Source organism: Pantoea sp. SGAir0430, from assembly GCF_043549295.1.
Genome location: NZ_CP039427.1, coordinates 3,166,819 through 3,184,953, shown reverse-complemented (window position 1 = coordinate 3,184,953; position 18,135 = coordinate 3,166,819). Strand labels below are relative to the sequence as shown.

General features: G+C 58.5%; 16 protein-coding genes. 6 read left to right on the top strand and 10 right to left on the bottom strand.

Annotation, left to right across the window (positions count from 1 at the left end; all coding sequences use genetic code 11):
• Positions 1-225: 225 nt before the first annotated feature.
• The 4 genes from rsmJ to E7738_RS15025 all read right to left on the bottom strand — a co-directional run bounded on the left by rsmJ (position 226) and on the right by E7738_RS15025 (position 5,668).
• Positions 226-975: a 16S rRNA (guanine(1516)-N(2))-methyltransferase RsmJ gene (rsmJ, locus tag E7738_RS15040; protein WP_021508104.1), complete on the bottom strand. Its 750-nt coding sequence runs from the start codon at positions 973-975 to the stop codon at positions 226-228.
• A gap of 8 nt (positions 976-983) precedes the next feature.
• Positions 984-3,026, bottom strand: a complete 2,043-nt coding sequence (gene prlC, locus E7738_RS15035) for an oligopeptidase A (protein WP_394515762.1) — start codon at positions 3,024-3,026, stop codon at positions 984-986.
• Between the two features lie 217 nt (positions 3,027-3,243).
• Entirely contained in the window at positions 3,244-5,085 is a 1,842-nt protein-coding gene (locus E7738_RS15030) for a hypothetical protein (RefSeq protein ID WP_394515761.1), read from the bottom strand.
• 133 nt (positions 5,086-5,218) lie between these two features.
• The gene (locus E7738_RS15025) at positions 5,219-5,668 is read right to left on the bottom strand and encodes a flagellar basal body L-ring protein FlgH (RefSeq protein WP_206543653.1); all 450 of its coding nucleotides are present in this window, start codon (positions 5,666-5,668) and stop codon (positions 5,219-5,221) included.
• Between the two features lie 336 nt (positions 5,669-6,004).
• Between E7738_RS15025 and E7738_RS15020 the strand changes: the two genes are divergently transcribed.
• Positions 6,005-6,847 (top strand): 23S rRNA (adenine(2030)-N(6))-methyltransferase RlmJ, encoded by an 843-nt coding sequence (locus E7738_RS15020; protein WP_021508100.1) that lies wholly within the window; start codon positions 6,005-6,007, stop codon positions 6,845-6,847.
• A gap of 3 nt (positions 6,848-6,850) precedes the next feature.
• On the opposite strand, the gene rnz is transcribed toward E7738_RS15020, so the two are convergent.
• The gene (gene rnz / locus E7738_RS15015; protein ID WP_394515760.1) at positions 6,851-7,762 is read right to left on the bottom strand and encodes a ribonuclease Z; all 912 of its coding nucleotides are present in this window, start codon (positions 7,760-7,762) and stop codon (positions 6,851-6,853) included.
• A 130-nt stretch (positions 7,763-7,892) separates the two neighbouring features.
• On the opposite strand from rnz, the gene gorA reads away from it, so the two are divergent.
• The 3 genes from gorA (at position 7,893) to E7738_RS15000 (ending at position 11,193) form a co-directional block, all read left to right on the top strand.
• The gene (gene gorA / locus E7738_RS15010) at positions 7,893-9,245 is read left to right on the top strand and encodes a glutathione-disulfide reductase (protein ID WP_058770933.1); all 1,353 of its coding nucleotides are present in this window, start codon (positions 7,893-7,895) and stop codon (positions 9,243-9,245) included.
• Between the two features lie 141 nt (positions 9,246-9,386).
• Entirely contained in the window at positions 9,387-10,319 is a 933-nt protein-coding gene (locus E7738_RS15005) for a nucleoside recognition family protein (protein WP_215480675.1), read from the top strand.
• Positions 10,320-10,389: 70 nt separating this feature from the next.
• Positions 10,390-11,193: an acyltransferase gene (locus E7738_RS15000; protein WP_394515759.1), complete on the top strand. Its 804-nt coding sequence runs from the start codon at positions 10,390-10,392 to the stop codon at positions 11,191-11,193.
• A 95-nt stretch (positions 11,194-11,288) separates the two neighbouring features.
• Here the strand turns inward: E7738_RS15000 and E7738_RS14995 are convergent, their stop codons facing one another.
• Positions 11,289-12,110, bottom strand: coding sequence for an SDR family oxidoreductase (locus tag E7738_RS14995; RefSeq protein WP_394515758.1), 822 nt, complete (start codon positions 12,108-12,110; stop codon positions 11,289-11,291).
• Positions 12,111-12,205: 95 nt separating this feature from the next.
• Here E7738_RS14995 and E7738_RS14990 point away from each other — a divergent pair, with 95 nt between their 5' ends.
• Entirely contained in the window at positions 12,206-13,108 is a 903-nt protein-coding gene (locus E7738_RS14990) for a LysR substrate-binding domain-containing protein (RefSeq protein WP_394515757.1), read from the top strand.
• A gap of 1 nt (position 13,109) precedes the next feature.
• Here the strand turns inward: E7738_RS14990 and E7738_RS14985 are convergent, their stop codons facing one another.
• The gene (locus E7738_RS14985; RefSeq protein WP_021508093.1) at positions 13,110-13,751 is read right to left on the bottom strand and encodes a hydrolase; all 642 of its coding nucleotides are present in this window, start codon (positions 13,749-13,751) and stop codon (positions 13,110-13,112) included.
• Positions 13,752-14,004: 253 nt separating this feature from the next.
• Between E7738_RS14985 and E7738_RS14980 the strand changes: the two genes are divergently transcribed.
• Positions 14,005-14,922 carry a bestrophin family protein gene (locus tag E7738_RS14980; RefSeq protein ID WP_031279808.1) on the top strand — a complete coding sequence of 306 codons (918 nt, stop codon included), beginning with the start codon at positions 14,005-14,007 and terminating at the stop codon, positions 14,920-14,922.
• Between the two features lie 378 nt (positions 14,923-15,300).
• On the opposite strand, the gene E7738_RS14975 is transcribed toward E7738_RS14980, so the two are convergent.
• From E7738_RS14975 to E7738_RS14965, 3 genes are all read right to left on the bottom strand, one after another.
• Positions 15,301-16,197, bottom strand: a complete 897-nt coding sequence (locus E7738_RS14975; protein WP_058759350.1) for an alpha/beta hydrolase — start codon at positions 16,195-16,197, stop codon at positions 15,301-15,303.
• Between the two features lie 163 nt (positions 16,198-16,360).
• A complete protein-coding gene (locus tag E7738_RS14970) occupies positions 16,361-16,708 on the bottom strand; it encodes a hypothetical protein (protein ID WP_021507870.1) in 348 nt (115 codons plus the stop codon).
• A 26-nt stretch (positions 16,709-16,734) separates the two neighbouring features.
• Entirely contained in the window at positions 16,735-18,084 is a 1,350-nt protein-coding gene (locus E7738_RS14965; protein ID WP_159378010.1) for a cation:proton antiporter, read from the bottom strand.
• Between the last annotated feature and the right edge of the window lie 51 nt (positions 18,085-18,135).

Below are 18,135 nucleotides of genomic sequence, written 5' to 3'. Positions count from 1 at the left end.
CATAAAAATAGCAACACTGATATCAAAAAAAAAATAACGGAAATATACTTGATGGGTTAGCATAAGTCTGGAAGGAGTGAATTTCCGGGCGGAAGACAGTAAAGATATGAGTTTTAACCAGTTAACTTATGGCTATGCACAATCCACGTTATGCATCGTCATGATATGAAATTATATGGCTTGCAGCGACGCGATGATTCACGCCGCTAAGCCCATAGTGACTGCTTACGACAACGGCGGATAAATATCGAAACGGTGGCTTTTGGTCACCACCGCCGATTGGGTGGCGACGCCGGCCAGCGGCGGTGCGTAATCCGGGCGCTTCACCACGATGCGCTTCTTCGCCAGACGGCGCGCCGGTTCGAGCAGCGCATCGGCATCCTCGTCCGGCCCCACCAGCGACTGAAACACCCGCATCTCCTTCTTCACCAGCGCGCTTTTCTGCCGGTGCGGATACATCGGATCGAGATACACCACGTCCGGTGCCGGCGTGATATCACTCAGCGCCTGCTGGCTGACCACATGCAGCAGCGTCAGCCGCTCGCGCAGCCAGCCGCCGATCTCCGCATCTTCATAACCACGCCGCAAACCATCTTCCAGCAGCGCCGCGACCACCGGATGACGCTCCAGCATACGCACGCGACAGCCCAGCGCGGCCAGCACAAAGGCATCGCGCCCCAATCCTGCCGTCGCATCCACCACGTCGGGCAGATAATCCCCTTTGATGCCCACCGCTTTCGCCACCGCTTCGCCGCGTCCGCCGCCAAATTTGCGCCGGTGCGCCATCGCGCCGGAAACGAAATCGACAAAGATGCCGCCAAGCTTTGGCTCATCGACTTTACGCAGCTCCAGATGCTGAGCTGTCAGCACCAGCGCCAGCGTGGCGCTGTCGTCCTGCTCCAGCCCCCAGCGCTGCGCCAAATGTAATAAGGCGCCGTCTCCGGCGCCTGTTTCATCCACTAAACCGATCTTCACAAGCAGGTTTATCCCTGAATTCCGTAGTGTTCCAGCATCGCATCCAGCTGCGGTTCACGGCCGCGGAAGCGCTTGAACAGCTCCATCGGCTCTTCGGAACCGCCGCGCGTCAGGATGTTGTCGAGGAACGACTGACCGGTCTGACGGTTGAAGATGCCCTCTTCTTCGAAGCGCGAATACGCATCGGCAGCCAGCACATCGGCCCACAGATAGCTGTAGTAACCCGCCGCGTAGCCACCGGCAAACACGTGGCTGAAGGCGTGCGGGAAGCGGCCCCACTCCGGACTCGGCACTACGGCAACCTGTTTTTTCACTTCACGCAGGGTTTCGAGGATTTGCGCGCCCTGCGCCGGATCAAATTCGGTATGCAGACGGAAATCGAACAGGCCGAACTCCAGCTGACGCAGAATGAACAGCGCCGCCTGATAGTTCTTCGCCGCCAGCATTTTATCCAGCAGCGCTTTCGGCAGCGGCTCACCGGTTTCGTAATGGCCGGAGATGAACGCCAGCGCTTCCGGCTCCCAGCACCAGTTTTCCATAAACTGGCTCGGCAGCTCGACCGCATCCCAAGGCACGCCGTTGATGCCGGATACGCCCGGCGCTTCGATGCGCGTCAGCATGTGGTGCAGGCCGTGGCCGAACTCGTGGAACAGTGTGGTCACTTCATCGTGAGTGAACAGCGCCGGTTTGCCCTGTACCGGGCGATTGAAGTTACAGGTCAGGTACGCCACCGGCTTCTGCAGACTGCCATCGGCTTTGCGCATCTGCCCGACGCAGTCATCCATCCACGCGCCGCCGCGCTTGTGCTCGCGCGCGTAAAGGTCGAGGTAGAAGCTGCCACGCAGCTCGCCGCTCTCGTCGTACAGGTCGAAGAAACGCACGTCCGGATGATAAACATCCACGTCGGTACGCTCTTTGGCGGTGATGCCATAAATGCGCTTCACCACTTCAAACAGGCCGTTTACCGCGCGTGATTCCGGGAAGTACGGACGCAGCTGTTCGTCGCTGATGGTGTACAGATGCTGTTTCTGCTTCTCGCCGTAATAGGTGAGATCCCACGGATTCATGTCATCCACGCCAAACTCTTTTTTGGCGAAGGCACGCAGCTGCGCCAGCTCTTTTTCACCCTGCGGGCGCGCGCGTTTGGCGAGGTCGTTCAGGAAGTCGATCACCTGAGACGGGCTTTCCGCCATTTTGGTTGCCAGCGATTTGTCGGCGAACGAGTCAAAGCCCAGCAGCTCGGCCAGTTCGTGGCGCAGCGCCAGCTCTTCCGCCATGATTGGGCCGTTGTCCCATTTACCGGGGTTCGGGCCCTGATCGGAGGCACGGGTGGAATAGGCGCGATACATCTCTTCACGCAGCGCGGCGTTGTCACAATAGGTCATCACCGGCAGATAGCTCGGGATATCCAGCGTCAGCAGCCAGCCTTCCTGCTGTTTGGCTTCCGCCTGCGCTTTGGCCGCGGCCAGTGCGCTCTCCGGCATGCCCGCCAGTTCAGCTTCGTCGGTGATCAGTTTGCTCCAGCCCATGGTGGCGTCCAGCACGTTGTTGCTGTAAGCCGATCCCAGCTCGGAGAGGCGCGCGGCGATCTCGCCATAGCGTTTCTGTTTCTGTTTATCGAGGCCGATACCGGACAGCTCAAAGTCGCGCAGGCTGTTATCCACCGCTTTCTTCTGCGCGGTATCCAGCTGTGCGTAGCTCTCGCCCTCACGCAGGTTGCGATACGCCTGATACAGGCCTTCGTGCTGGCCCACCCAGGTGCTGTATTCGGACAGCAGCGGCAGCGTCTGCTCGTAGGCTTCGCGCAGTTCCGGGCTGTTTTTTACCGAGTTGAGATGGCTGACCGGCGAGAAGATGCGGCCCAGGCGATCGTCTACTTCCGCCAGCGGCTGGACTAAATTTTCCCAGGTGTAAGGCGCGCCCTGCGCCACTACGCGCTCCACCGCCGCGCGACAGTCGTTCAGCGCTTGAGTTACAGCGGGAACCACGTGCTCAGGTTTGATGGCGGAAAAAGGCGGTAGCGTAAAAGGCGTGAGTAACGGATTGGTCATAAGCGCAGTCCTTTCATCATGGAGTGGGGCCGCGCGCAGGGGCGCGGCGCAATTTTACTAACATGCGGCCAGACGAGGGGAAAATCAATGCCACCCGCAAGGGCAGAGAGAAAAACGCGCGATGAATCGCGCCGCTACAATAAGTGCACGTATCAGTAGCGGCGCGATCTAGCGCGCAATGTTGAAAAAAAAAGCCCGCCAGACGGCGGGCCAGAGGTTATTTGATGGTCAGCTGATAATGGATCACATCATACGGCGCGACCCACGGTGGCAGCGGCTCGCGCTCGTAAATATCTTTCGCCAGCGCCCAGCCTTCCACTGCGCCGCCTTTACCGGTCAGCGACATGCCTTCCTGCAACAGCGGCGGCAGGCTGTCGTTGAACGGCACCTGATCGTGCGAAAAATCGTTGATTACCTTGCCGCTCAGAGTGGTGACGCGGACGCTGACCGCCGCCTGCTGGTCCGGCAGCAGTTTGCCTTTCACGCTTTTCACCGCAAACCACTGCATGCCGAGATCTTTCTTCAGCGCTTTACGCTTCGCCACTTTCTTGTCCAGCTGCGCGTAACCTTTTTCAATCAGTGCGTTCAGTCCTTTGCCAATGGAAGCCTGCATGGTGGCGTAACGGCGCGCCATCTCTTCGCCATCAAGCAGCGAATCACCGCTTTGCAGCTGGGTGGTTAAGCCGGCAATCAGCTGATCCATACTGATGCTGAGGCCGATGTCTTTGACCATCTGCAACTGCACCACCGCATTGCTGGCGATGAACTGACCCAGCGTGTAGCCATCGCGTTCGGCATCGCTTTTCGGGGCAGAAAGTTTTGGCGCGGCGACCGGTTGCTGCTTCGCCGCCTCCAGTTCCCGCGTCAGCTGCGCCAGGTTGTGTGCCTGCTGCTGTTTGTCACTGTCCAGCGCGGCGAGTTGTTTTTCACGCTCGGCCTGCTGCGTCTGCAGGGCGGTGAGCTTCTTCTCGCTTTCCGTCTGCTGTGACTGTAACGCTTTCAGCTGTTTGTCGCTTGCAGTCTGCTGCGCGGCCAGTTTTTGGGCGCTCTCAGCCTGTTGTGCGCTGAGCTGCTGTTTGCTTTCAGCCTGTAATGCCGTCAGCTTTTTGTCGCTTTCCGCCTGCTGGGCGCTGAGCTGCTTTTTACTCTCAGCCTGCAGCGCCGCCAGCGCCTTCTCGTTTTCTGCCTGTAAGGCCGCCAGCTTTTTGTCGCTTGCCGCCTGCTGGGCGCTGAGCTGCTTTTTGCTCTCTGCCTGCAGCGCCGCCAGCGCCTTGTCATTTTCCGCTTTCAGCGCTTTCAGTGTGTCGGCGCTTTGGCTCGCTGCCGCGCGCGCTTCGCTGAGCTGTTTGGTCAGCTGGGCGCTGCCGGCGCTTTGCTGCTGCTGTGCCTCTTTCAGCGCCTGCTGCAGCGTGGCGATGTTTTTCTCCTGCTGCTGCTTCTCCGCGCTGAGCGCTGCCAGTTTTTTGTCGTTCCCGGCCTGCTGGGCGCTGAGCTGCTTTTTGCTCTCTGCCTGCAGCGCCGCCAGCGTTTTCTCGTTTTCCGCTTTCAGCGCCTTCAGCGCGTCGGCGCTCTGGGTGGCCGCCGCGCGCGCGTCGCTGAGCTGTTTCGTCAGCTGGGCGCTGCCGGCGCTTTGCTGCTGTGCCTCTTTCAGCGCCTGCTGCAGCGTGGCGATGTTTTTCTCCTGCTGCTGCTTCTCCGCGCTGAGCGCTGCCAGCTTTTTGTCGCTGGCGGCCAGCTGCGCCTTTAACGCATCGTCCGCTTTCACCGCAGGTGCCGCAGACAGCTTTTCCAGCTCCGCCACGCGGGTGCGCAGACGCGTCAGTTCCGCACTGTGATCGGGCGCTGTTGCGGCTTTTTTCTCTGCCTTGCTGACGGTTTTCGCCGCCGGTTTAGCGGCCGGTTTTGCAGGTGGCTGTGGTTTTGCTGCCGGTGCCGGCGGCAGGGTGCGCGCTGCTTCGCTGAACGCGCGCAGCATGTCATCATCAGCCGCTGACGCGGCCTGTCCGGGTAGCAGTAAGGCCGCGCTAATCAGCACCGCCAGCAGATGACGCTGTGTCATCAAAACCTCCAGTCGCGGCTCCTTGCCGCTAAGAAAACAAAAGGCCTCATCTCAATATGTTAATTGAGATGAAGCCATCCACCGCGCGAGGTTGTCGCGCTGTTAAAAAAGGGGTCGGCTTACGCCGTTATTGTTAACCGGCCTGGCGAATTATCAGCTGTGACAGACGGGTTTTAATGCGGAAGCACAGTTCACGGATCTGGAACTGATAGCGCGGCATGACTAAATCGTTAATATCCGCGCCGATCGAATCTTTAATCTGCAGATATTTGTTGGTCTGCGCGCCAATTTTCTGGAATTCCGCCTGGTAGCTGTCGTAAGACGCCTGGCTGTAGAGGCGCATCGCATCCAGCTCTTTACGGCACTGCTGAATATTGCTGGCGCGATCGTCAGCGAACGAGGCAGCGGCCGGCTGGGCTGGCGCTTCGGTTACAAACGGCTGGCCGTCAGGCCGTGCAGCAGATTCAGCCATCGGCTGAGCTTCGGCGGCGGGCGGCGTTACCAGGCTATGAACAGGCTGTTGTTTCGCGCAGCCGGCCAGTGCCAGCAGGCTTGCCACCGCGATACCAGTCATTTTTTTCATTATTGTCACCAGGAGTTATTAAGGATGCTTGAAGCAAAAAATTATACGGCCATGGCCGAAAAGTTTCCTTGCCAGAGACGCATTCCTGGCATTTCGCTCGCGACCGCTTCGTTTTCGGCTACTAACTTACTTAATCTGCGGTAAAATTTCGAGAGTCGAATTATCCCTGAGTGAAATTAGTTCTCTACCAGACCGGTCGCATTCCGCTAAAGCGACCCGGGCGCTGAAAACTTAAGCGGATGGTAAAACGTCAGCAATTTTTATGCGGCGCGGCTATAATCGCGCCACACACGATCTATTCGACTTCATTGATCCAACCGCGGACCCCTCTTTTTTATGCTGAGTTATCGCCACAGTTTTCATGCCGGCAACCACGCCGACGTGCTGAAACACACCGTTGAAAGCCTGATCCTCACCGCCCTGATGGAGAAGGAGAAACCTTTCCTCTATCTGGACACCCACGCCGGTGCCGGACGTTACCAGCTGAGCGGTGAGCACGCCGAACGTACCGGCGAATATCTGGAAGGCATTGCGCGTATCTGGCAGCAGCCGGACGCACCGGCGCTGCTGAAGCCCTATCTGGCGGCGATTCGCAACCTCAACCCAACCGGCACGCTGCGCTATTACCCTGGCTCGCCGCTGATCGCCCGCCATCTGCTGCGCGACGAGGATAAGCTGCAGCTCACTGAACTGCATCCGACCGATTACCCGCTGCTGCGCAGTGAGTTCAGTAAAGATGCGCGCGCCCGCGTTGAACGCGCGGATGGCTATCAGCAGCTGAAGGCCAAACTGCCGCCACCGACCCGTCGCGGCCTGATCCTTATCGACCCGCCGTACGAAATGAAAAGCGATTATCAGGATGTGGTGAAAGGCATTCAGGAAGGTCACAAACGTTTCGCCACCGGCGTCTATGCACTGTGGTATCCGGTGGTGTTGCGCCAGCAGATCAAGCACATGCTGAAGGATCTGGAAGCCACCGGCATCCGCAATATTCTGCAGATCGAGCTGGCAGTACGTCCGGACAGCGATCAGCGCGGCATGACCGCGTCCGGGATGATTGTCATCAACCCGCCGTGGAAGCTGAAAGCGCAGATGGAAGAGCTGCTGCCGTGGCTGCACCAGAAACTGGTGCCCGCTGGCACCGGTCACTACAGCGTGACGCAAATCGTGCCGGAATAAGCGCTACACCTCAAATATCGCAAAATCATGCGCCAGTTCGGTGGCCGGAAACACCGACTGGCACTCTGCCAGTAGCCTTTCCCGATCCTGCGACAAATAGCGCGAGCTAAAGTGCGTAGCGATCATGCGTTTTGCGCCAGCGCGCTGTGACACGCTGGCCGCCTGCACCGTAGTGGAGTGGCCGCGCCCGTTGGCTTTTTCCGCCATCGCCGCTTCCAGCGTGGTTTCATGCACCATCACATCGGCGTTCGCCGCCAGCTGCAACGCCACCTCGGTGGGGCCGGTATCGCCGAAGATCGCCAGCACTTTGCCTTTGGTGGCCGGACCAAGATAGTCGGCGCCGTTGATCTCGCGGCCATCTTCCAGCGTGATGCGTTTGCCCTGTTTCAGATCCTGATACCACGGGCCGCGCGGCACGCCTTCCGCCTTCAGGCGCGGTGCGTCAAGGAAGCCCGGCTTATCATGCTGTTCGATGCGGTAGCCGTAGCACTCAACCACGTGGTTCAGCGCGTAAGCCGTGACGCGAAACTCACCGTTATCCAGCACCGCGCCGGCTTCGATCTCGACAATCTCCAGCGGATAGCCGGTATAAGAGCCACTCAGGCTGAGCGCAGTCTCGACAAACTGGCGCAATCCTTTCGGACCGTACAGCGTCATCGGCTCGGTCAGGCCCGCCATCGAACGGCTGGTGAGCAGACCCGGCAGGCCAAAGATGTGATCGCCATGCAAATGGGTAATAAAGATTTTTTCCAGCTTGCCGGGCTTAAGCGCCGATCGCATAAACTGATGCTGCGTCGCTTCGCCACAGTCGAACAGCCAGGTCTCGCCGCGTTTCGACAGCGTTAGCGCAATGGCCGTGACGTTGCGCTGCAGGCTGGGCGCGCCCGCGCCGGTACCAAGAAATGTCAGGTGCATGATAAGTTCCTTTGAGCCAACCCCTTGCCGGCATTCAACCCTATTACATACATAGGTGCAAACTTTGCGCCGGTAACTGAAGCGGCGTTACACTCTATGCCAGTTTTCCTCCAACAGATGGATACAACGGATGACCAGACATTTTGATTACCTCGCCATTGGCGGCGGCAGCGGCGGTATCGCCTCCATTAACCGTGCGGCGATGTATGGCCAGAAGTGCGCGCTGATCGAAGCGAAAGAGCTGGGCGGCACCTGCGTCAACGTCGGCTGTGTACCGAAGAAAGTGATGTGGCATGCGGCGCAAATCGCCGAAGCAATTCACCTGTACGGTCCGGATTACGGCTTTGATACCACCGTTAATCGCTTTGACTGGTCAACGCTGGTGAAAAACCGCAGCGCCTATATCGACCGTATCCACACCTCGTACGACAACGTGCTGGGTAAAAACCAGGTGGAAGTGATCAAAGGGTTCGCGCGCTTTGTCGATGCCCACACGGTGGAAGTGAACGGCGAGACCATTACTGCCGACCATATCCTGATCGCCACCGGTGGTCGTCCCAGCCATCCGCAGGTGCCGGGCGCAGAGTACGGCATCGATTCCGACGGCTTCTTTGAGCTGGAGGCGCTGCCAAAACGCGTTGCGGTGGTAGGCGCAGGCTACATTGCGGTAGAGCTGGCCGGCGTGGTGAATGCGCTGGGCGCAGAAACTCACCTGTTTGTGCGCCAGCATGCGCCGCTGCGCAGCTTTGACCCGCTGATTGTTGAGACGCTGGTAGAAGTGATGCAGGCGGAAGGTCCGACGCTGCACACCGAATCGATCCCGAAAGCGGTGATCAGGAACGCTGACGGCAGCCTGACGCTGCAGCTGGAAAACGGTCAGCAGCAGACGGTGGATTGCCTGGTATGGGCGATTGGCCGCGAGCCCGCGACCGATAACCTCAACCTGGCGGTGACCGGTGTGGCGCTGAATGACAAAGGCTACATTCAGGTCGACAAATTCCAGAACACCAACGTCAAAGGCATCTATGCGGTGGGTGATAACACCGGTGCGGTCGAGCTGACGCCGGTGGCCGTGGCGGCAGGCCGTCGCCTGTCCGAACGCCTGTTTAATAACAAGCCGGACGAGCATCTCGACTACAGCAACGTTCCCACCGTGGTGTTCAGCCATCCACCGATTGGCACCGTCGGTCTGACCGAGCCGCAGGCGCGTGAGCAGTATGGCGACGATCAGGTAAAAGTGTACAAATCGTCGTTCACCGCCATGTATACCGCCGTGACCCAGCACCGCCAGCCGTGCCGCATGAAGCTGGTATGCGTGGGTCCGGAGGAGAAGATTGTGGGTATTCACGGTATCGGCAACGGCATGGATGAGATGCTGCAGGGCTTTGCGGTGGCGCTGAAAATGGGTGCCACCAAAAAAGACTTCGACAACACCGTGGCGATTCACCCGACGGCGGCGGAAGAGTTCGTCACCATGCGCTAACACCGCCTCCGCGCCATCATCGCAGCCCCCGCCTGGGGGCTTTTTTGTTTGCTGACTACTCAACAGCGCGCATACCCGCTATGATTTTTGCTTTGCTGGCCCGGCGGCCAGCGTTTTGCGGTAACGGGACGACGTCAGCACGTGAATATCATCAGCATAATTATGGAGTCGGGCAAAGCTGCGGTCGACGTCGCGCTTTACACTCTGATTCCCATCATGGTGGTGATGCTATTCATCATGAAATACCTCGAAGTGAAAGGCGTGCTGGATTTTGTCGTGCGCCACGCCACGCCGTTACTGAAGCCGCTGGGGATTACCGGCCTGGCGCTGTTCGCACTCATCCAGTTAAATTTTGTCAGCTTTGCCGCACCGCTCGCCGCGCTGGCGATCATGGAGAAGCGCGGCACGTCAGACCGCCACATGGCAGCCACGCTGGCGATGCTGTTTGCGATGGGCCAGGCCAACGCCTTTTATCCGCTGATTCCTGACGGGCTCAACTGGAGCGCCGCGCTGCTGTTCTCCATCAGCGGCGGCGTGCTGGCGGCCGCCTCAACCTATCACTTTTTTGCCCGTAAACTTTCCGACATCGCGCTGCGCGATGAAGATCAGGGCGTGGAGAACAGCGACGCGAAGCCGGGGCTGATCGCCATCATCAACACCTCGGGTGCCGACGCCATTCGCCTTGCACTCGGTTCGCTGCCGATGCTGATCCTTTCCTTGTCGGTAGTGGGCATCCTGAAGAGTGCCGGCGCCATTGAGCTGCTGACGCAGCTGCTGGCACCGCTGTTACACAAACTGCATATCGCCGAGGTGTATGTGCTGCCTGCGCTGACCAAATGCCTGGCTGGCGGCACCGCCTATTACGGCGTGGTTGCCGGTCTGGTCGAACAGGGGCAGTACAGTGCGCACAACATCAACGCCTCGGCAGGCCTGCTGATTCAGACCTTCGACCTGCCCGGCATCGGCATTTTCCTCGGTCTCTCCAGCCGTTTTCCGCGCCTGTTCCGCTTCGCCGTGCCAGGCATTTTGCTCGGCATTGCGCTGCGCGCCACGGCGCACAGCCTGCTGTTCTGATGCCCAACGCTTAATATTGACGTGATTCAGGCCGCTTTGAAAGCGGCCATCCCGACTCACGTAGCGAAAAATGACAATATTACATCCAGAGCAGCTCAGGCTTATTGAAGGTAACAAATTTCTCGGTAAAGAACCGACACTCATCAATAGCCAGATTAATTTTCATGGTAAGAACAATATTCTGGTATGTGAGGAGGGCGTAGTCCTGCAGGATTCCGTAGTGGATTTTCGGGCGGATAATTCAATCATTTATTTGAGCCAAAGTGCGATACCCTATATCGTTAAAATAATTGCATTCTCAAATTCGGTCTGCTTCATTGGCAGACATAATTACTTCAATGAAAAGTTAACGCTGATTCTCTCAGAAGAAAAAAATATCATCATTGGCAATCATTGTTGTCTCTCCTTTGGTATCTGGATGCGAACCGCCGATCCTCATCTACTATATAATATTGCGGATAATCAGCGCATCAATCATTCCCGTAGCATTTATATCGGCGATCACGTGTGGATCGGACAAAACGCGATGATTTTAAAAGGTTCATCGATCCACTCCGGCAGCGTAATTGGTGCCATGAGTCTGGTGGCGGGGAAAACGATACACTCCAATAGCTGCTGGGGCGGGAACCCAGTGAGAATGCTTAAAGAGAATATTGCCTGGTCCGGAGAAAGCGTTCATCACTGGACAGAAGCGACAACGCGTGCCTGGAACATGTGCGATACCGAACCAATGCAGTTTAACCATGACGACCATGCATTAAATATTGCGGTGCTTGAACAGGGGTTTAAAGATGCCCGCAATGTTGTTGATAAATGCCAATATCTGTTGAAGCATATCGTTAAAAACGAAAATAAAAATCGTTTTTATGGTTAAGGTAAATAAAAGGGCCAAAGATGTCAGCCAGTCCGTGTTAACCAGCCGCAGACCGCCATTAATAACGGTCTGCGCAACCAGGTGACACGACAAAGTTACGCATCCGCGCCAAACGCCAGCGCTTTCTGCGCGCGCAGTTCTGCCAGCCGGGCTTTGAGCGCGGCTTCGATGTGCTGATAGGCCGTGCTGCCCAGCGCCAGCCGCAGCGGCATCGTTTCCTGATCCAGCGTCGCCAGCGTGGCCGCCACGCATTTTCCGGCATCACCCAATATAGTAAAGTCACCCGCTTCAATCGCCCGACGCAACTGACCGGATGCGTTGTCACGATAGGCGTCGAGCGGCGCGGCGATATCCAGCCCGCTGGCGAAGTTGGTGACGGTCGGGCCCGGCTCCACCAGCAGCAGCTCGATGCCAAAGCTGGCGACTTCCTGGCGCACCGCTTCGACAAAACCTTCAATGCCCCATTTGCTGGCGTGATACAGGCTGAAATTGGGATACGCCACCTGGCCGCCCTCGGACGAGATCTGCGCAATGCGGCCACCGCCCTGCTGGCGCAAATGCGGGATGACGGCGCGAATCAGCTGGATCGATCCGGTGAGATTGGTGGCGATCTGGCGTGCAATCTGCGCGTCGCTGAGCTCTTCCGCCGCGCCAAACAGACCGTAAGCGGCGTTGCTTACCACCACATCAATACGCCCGACACGGGCAAAGGCGCTGGCGATGGCCGGTGCGATACTGGCCGTTTCGGCCAGATCCAGCCGCATCACCAGCAGCCGATCGCCATATTGCTGCTGCAAATCGGCTAGCGCCTGCTCGCGGCGCACCGTTGCCACCACGCGATCGCCGCGCTCAAGTAAACGTTCACTCATCAGTCGGCCCAGTCCGCTGCTGGCACCGGTAATTAACCAGGTTTTCATTTTGCGCTCCTCATGTTGAAAACCTGATGATAGATCGCTTTACTGGTGGTCATAATCTCCCCAATTGCACATGACCTGGTGAGGAAATACCACCAATGAAACGCCCTTCCTGGCACGAACTGCAGGCGATCAAAACGCTGGGCGAGCAGCGCAGCTTCCGGCGCGCTGCCGAGCTGCTTGGCCTGAAGCGCTCTTCGCTCAGCCACCTGGTGAAAACGCTGGAGCACAACCTCGGCGTGCAGCTGTTTCAGCGCACCACACGCAGCGTGTCGCTGACTGACGCCGGTGAGCAGCTATTACAGCGCCTCGCGCCGCTGCTCAATCAGATGGATGAGGTGCTGCACGACGTCAGCCTGAGCCGCCAGCAGCAGTACGGTACGCTGCGCATCAGCGCCAGCGATGAGGTGATTGGCCTGCTGCTGGATCAGGTGGTGCCCGAGTTCAGCGCGCGCTATCCCGGTATTCAGCTTGATTTCGCCGCCCAGGGCGCGCTGGTGGATATTACCGCCGCCGGGTTTGATGCCGGCATCCGGCTGATTGAGGATGTGCCGCAGGATATGGTGGCTATTGCGCTCGGCGGCCCGCTGACCTTCGTTACCGTGGCCTCGCCCGACTATCTGGCGGTGCACGCGCCGGTGCGTCAGCCGCAGGATTTACTGCAGCAGCAGTGTATTCGTCATCGCCTGCCCGGGGGCAAACGCTATCGCTGGGAGTATCAGAGTGCGGAAGAAAGTCTGGATATTGACGTGCCGGGTACGCTGACGTTAGACAATAACGCGCTGATGGCGCGCGCGGCCATCAACGGTTCAGGGATTGCGTTCGTGCCTTCGCTGTACGTTAGCGAGGCACTGCAGCAGGGGAAATTAGTGGAGCTGCTGGCCGACTGGCGCATTCAGTCGGCGGGAATCGCGCTGTGGTTCCCGCCGAACCGGCATCAGTCGATGGCGCTGCGGCTATTTATCGACGCATTGAAAACCCGCCTGCCGCACTACCGCTAAATTAGCCCTGACGCTGCGGCGCTTTGTGCACCATGGTGTAGGCGTAGTCGACGCCCATGCCGTAGGCACCGCTGTGCTCACGCACCAGATCCATCACTGCATCGTAGGTCTCTTTGCGTGACCAGTCGCGCTGGTACTCCAGCAGCACCTGCTGCCAGGTCACCGGCACCGCACCCGCCTGCACCATGCGCTGCACGGAACGTTCGTGCGCATCAACACTGGTGCCGCCGGAGGTATCGGTCACCACATACACTTCGTAACCGGCTTTCAGCGCCATCAGGGCCGGGAAAGTCAGGCACACTTCGGTCCACAGCGCCGAGATGATCAGTTTTTTGCGGCCGGTTTTCTCTACCGCCTCGACAAATTTCGCATCTTCCCAGGAGTTCATGGAGGTGCGCTCAATCGGCTTCGATTCCGGGTGTACCGCCAGCAGTTCCGGCCAGATGTAGCCGCTGAAGCTTTCCGTTTCTACCGAGGTGTAAATCACCGGCACGTCGAAAATTTTCCCCGCTTTCGCCAGGGCGACGGTGTTATTTTTGAGCTGCTGGCGGTCAATATTGGCGACACCAAACGCCATCTGTGGCTGGTGGTCGATGAAGATCAGGGTTGAGTTCTGTGGGTCAAGCAGGTCGAGTTTAGACATGATATTTTCCTCTAAAGTGGTTTTAAATTTGTGTGTTGTGCTGCTGGAATAAACTTTAGAGAAAGCGCGGACAAAGAGATAACGCAAAGAATTTTACAACTTGTTCAAAGCGTTTTTAGAAGCTTGATTTAAATAGATTAATTAGCCAAAGCGCAGCGTTTTTGCTGGTAAAACAGCGGCTCACCGGCGTTGATTCTGCGCCTGCGACGGGCGTAATCTGTGGCGACAAAATCATAAAAAACACCATCGCAAAATGATCGTACGTCCTCATCAACACTGGTTTCTCCGGTTGTTTGACTGGCACGGCTCAGTGCTGTCTCGCATTGCGTTCCGCCTGTCGCTTAACCTGCTGATGTCAGTGATCGCCATTCTGGGTTATCCCTGGTATTCCACGCTCGGCATTCACCTGACCACCGCACCGTTCAGCCTGATAGGCGTGTCGATCGCCATCTTTCTTGGCTTTCGCAATAACGCCAGCTACGCGCGCTTTATCGAGGCGCGCACGCTGTGGGGCAATATGCACATCACTCAGCGCTCGCTGCTGCGCCAGGTGAAAACGCTGCGCGGACTGCGTGCGGAACAGGTGCAGGAGTTTATCGGGCTGCAGCTGGCGTTTAGCTGGAGCCTGAAACACCGGCTGCGTAAAACCGATGCCCAGGCCGATCTGCAGCGGCTGCTGCCGCCCGCGTGGCACGCCGCGGTGCTCGGCCATCCGATGCCGACCTCTCAAATCATGTTATGCATGGGCGAATGGCTGGCGCAGCGGCGTGATGAGGGATTAGTGACGGATATCGTCTGGCAGAGTATTGATGACAACCTCAACCATCTGTCGGCGTATCTGGGTGGCTGCGACCGGCTGGCCAGCACACCGATTCCCTTCGCCTACAGCCTGATTCTGCACCGCACGGTGTATCTGTTCTGCACCCTGCTACCGTTCGCGCTGGTGGCGGATTTGCACCTGATGACGCCGCTGGTGTCGGTGTTTATTTCGTATACCTTTTTGTCGCTGGAGTCGCTGGCGGAGGAGCTGGAAGATCCGTTCGGCACCGCGCCCAATCATCTGCCGCTGGATGCGCTGTGCGTGAATATCGAACGCAATCTGAAAGCGATGAACAACGATTTCCCGCTGCCGGCAGCGAGCCAGCCGGACCGGTATTTTAATCTGACGTGAACCAGGTGCGCATGAATGCGCACCCTACAAAACAGCACACCACGCTGCTGTAGGGGCGCCATTCATGGCGACCAAAAAACGGTGACCAGGCGAGCATCCAGGTGCGCATGAATGCGCACCCTACAAAACAGCGCGTCACGCTGCTGCAGGGGCGCCATTCATGGCGACCCAAACAACGGTGACCTGGCGAGCATCCAGGTGCGCATGAATGCGTACCCTACAAAATAGCGCATCATACTGCTGCAGGGACGCCATTCATGGCGACCAAAAAAACGGTGACCTGGCGAGCATCCAGGTGCGCATGAATGCGCACCCTACAAAACAGCGCGCCACACTGCTGTAGGGGCGCCATTCATGGCGACCGCAGCCCATCACACCTTATCCCAGCTTATCCAGCCAGCGGACATACGCCTGGTCCCACAGCGCGGCGGGGGTGCCGGCTTTACCGAGGCCAAAGCCATGGCCACCGCTGCTCAGTTCGATCAGCTCAACCGGCACGCGCATCCGGCGGCAGGCGTCGCGCATCAGCTCGGTGTTATGAGGGTTGGAGGTATGATCGTCCTCCGCCTGCGCCAGAAAGGTTGGCGGATAGGCGCGGGTGACGTAATTTTGCACTGACCAGTTGGCTTCCTGGGTCGGCGTGGCGTCATTGCCCACGATCATCTGGTGAGTACGGGTGTGCTGATACGGCGCTTCAAGGGTGATAACCGGGTAAATCAGCCCGACGCTGTCTGCGGTTGGCCGGATGTCATCCAGCGAATCCTGCGGTGAATAGGTGACGAAGTCAGGCCGCGCTGCCGCCATGCCGAGCAGATGGCCGCCGGCCGAAAAGCCCAGCAGGTGCACCTTGTTTTCCATCGCGCGCACCATGCGAATCGCGCGCTGCGCATCCTGCAGCGGCGCCAGTCTGCCGGCCTGCCACTTTTCACCCGGCAGTCGGTAGCTCAGCACGTAGGCAGTATACCCGTTGGCATTAAGCCAGCGCGCGACCGGCCAGGCTTCGCGCCCCATGCCGATAAAACGGTAGCCGCCACCAGCCGCAACGATCACCGCTTCGCCGTTGGGATTCTCCGGACGAAAGCGCTGAATAGCGGGAGAAACGATATTGGTCCATGAACCGTTAGCGCTGACTTTCAGTAAGCCAGACGGACCGCCGCCGCCCGGTGGGTCGTCCGGCCAGAGCGGAATAATGTCATCCCGGGCAAACAGTTTGCCCGCCGTCATGGAGAGTACGGTTGCTCCGCTAGCCAACAGAAAACGACGCCGTGTAATCATCTTGCCCAGTAGCCGGTATGGAAAATGCGCCAGCCCGGAGGCGGCGTCTCATTATGTGATGCAGGTCCTGTTTCAATCTGGCGATAATGTACGCATTTCGTACAAAAAAGCCATAAAAAAACGCGCCAGAAAAGGCGCGTATTCACGAAGAGAAGGGGAAAAGTTAATCCTGCTGCTGGAATTGAGTCATCACCGTCTGCTCACACTGCTGCTGATCGTGACGCAGCTTCGCCCGCTCTTCTTCACCCAGCTCCAGCCATCCGTTGACCACTTCCTGCGCGGTTTCCTCGTTGAAGGAAGGCTTGTTCATGGCCGACGGTGACTGGCTGGCCGCCAGCTGTGACTTCATTTTCTCGGTGTAGCTCTGCATGTCACCGGTTTTCTGCTCCCCGCTAACAATGTGGCACAGCTGGCTGGCGTAAATGTTCTCCTGCGCGTCGGCATCCGTATCATCCGCCAGCGCGCTGGCAGACAGCGACAGCCCTACCAGGGCGATAAGCAATGCTTTCATAATAAGCTCCCGTTATTTCCAGAAAATCACGTTTCATCTTGCTGCGTGCGTGCCGCCTGCCGGGCAGCACGCCAGTTCAGTAGCGGCGTCACCGTGATGCCATGCAGCACAATGCTGCACACCACCAGCGTCAGCGCCATGTCCATCATCTGTTCCGCCTGCGGGCCCTGCAGGCCGTGCACCCAGGCATAAGCAATATAATTGATACTGCCGATGCCGCGAATCCCCAGCCAGCCAATCAGCATCCGCCGCATAAACGGCATTTCGCAGCGCCAGGTGGTCAGCCATACCGCCAGCGGCCGCACCACCACAAACAGCAGCAGCGCCAGACCAATGCCGGTGAGATTCCAGTGATGCGCCAGCGTGATGCCCAGCACCACCATCATCGCTGCCGCCAGCAGGCGTTCGATAGTATCACCAAACGACAGCGCATCGCCGACCACCAGGCCGACCGATTTTACCGGGCTGCCGCCCTGCTGCTTCAGACGCTGGTTAGGATTGACCAGCACCTCTGCCGGCAGGTAGCGCTTCTCTTCCGGCAGGTCTTCCAGCGGAAAGCGTTTAGTCACGCGCAGCTCGGCGCGGCGTAAGCCGACGCCTGCCGCAAAGGTGGCAAGAAAGCCAGACGCATCCACCGACTGCGCCGCCGCGTAGCTCAGGGCAATCAGTGCCAGCGCGAGAAAATCATTGGGCGCCACGTCGTGATGCGCGCTGCGCAGATGGGTCGCCAGCTGGCCGATCAGCCGTCCGAGCAGGTAACCAATCGCCAGCCCGCCGCCAATCGCCCACACCACATCGCGCGCCGCCCAGCCGCCCAGCAGCTCCAGACTGAAGGCGCCCGGATGCATCAGCAGCAGCGCCAGCATCAGCAGCGGCAGCGCCGAACCGTCGTTCATGCCGGCCTCGCTGGAGAGCGCCACGCGCAGCGCATCGTCATCGCGCGCATCGTTAACGGAGATCAGGCTGGCAAGCACCGGGTCGGTCGGGGCAACAATGGCACCAAACGCCAGCGACAGCGGCCAGCCAAAACCGGTAATCCAGTGAATCAGGCAGGCCATGCCGCCGACGGTCAGCAGCATCGCCGGGAATGCCAGCCGCAGCCCGACGCGCCACGCGTGCGCGCTCATCGGCAGACGCAGCTTGAGCCCGGTGATAAACAGCGAGGCGGCCATGGTGATTTCGGTGATATGGGCGGCGAGCTCGGCGTGGCCGATAATGTCGATTTGCAGCAGATTAAGCATCCACGGGCCGCACAGAATGCCCGCGAACAGGTAGAGACCAAACGACGTCACCGGCCCCCGGTGAATCCAGCCGGAAGCCAGTGACATCAAAAGTAGCAGACCGCCAGTGAGGGCGGTCCAGGCCAGGAAGTTCATAACGCTCCGTTTTTAAATAACATTCTCCTTTAAGCCTGGCACAGGATCGTG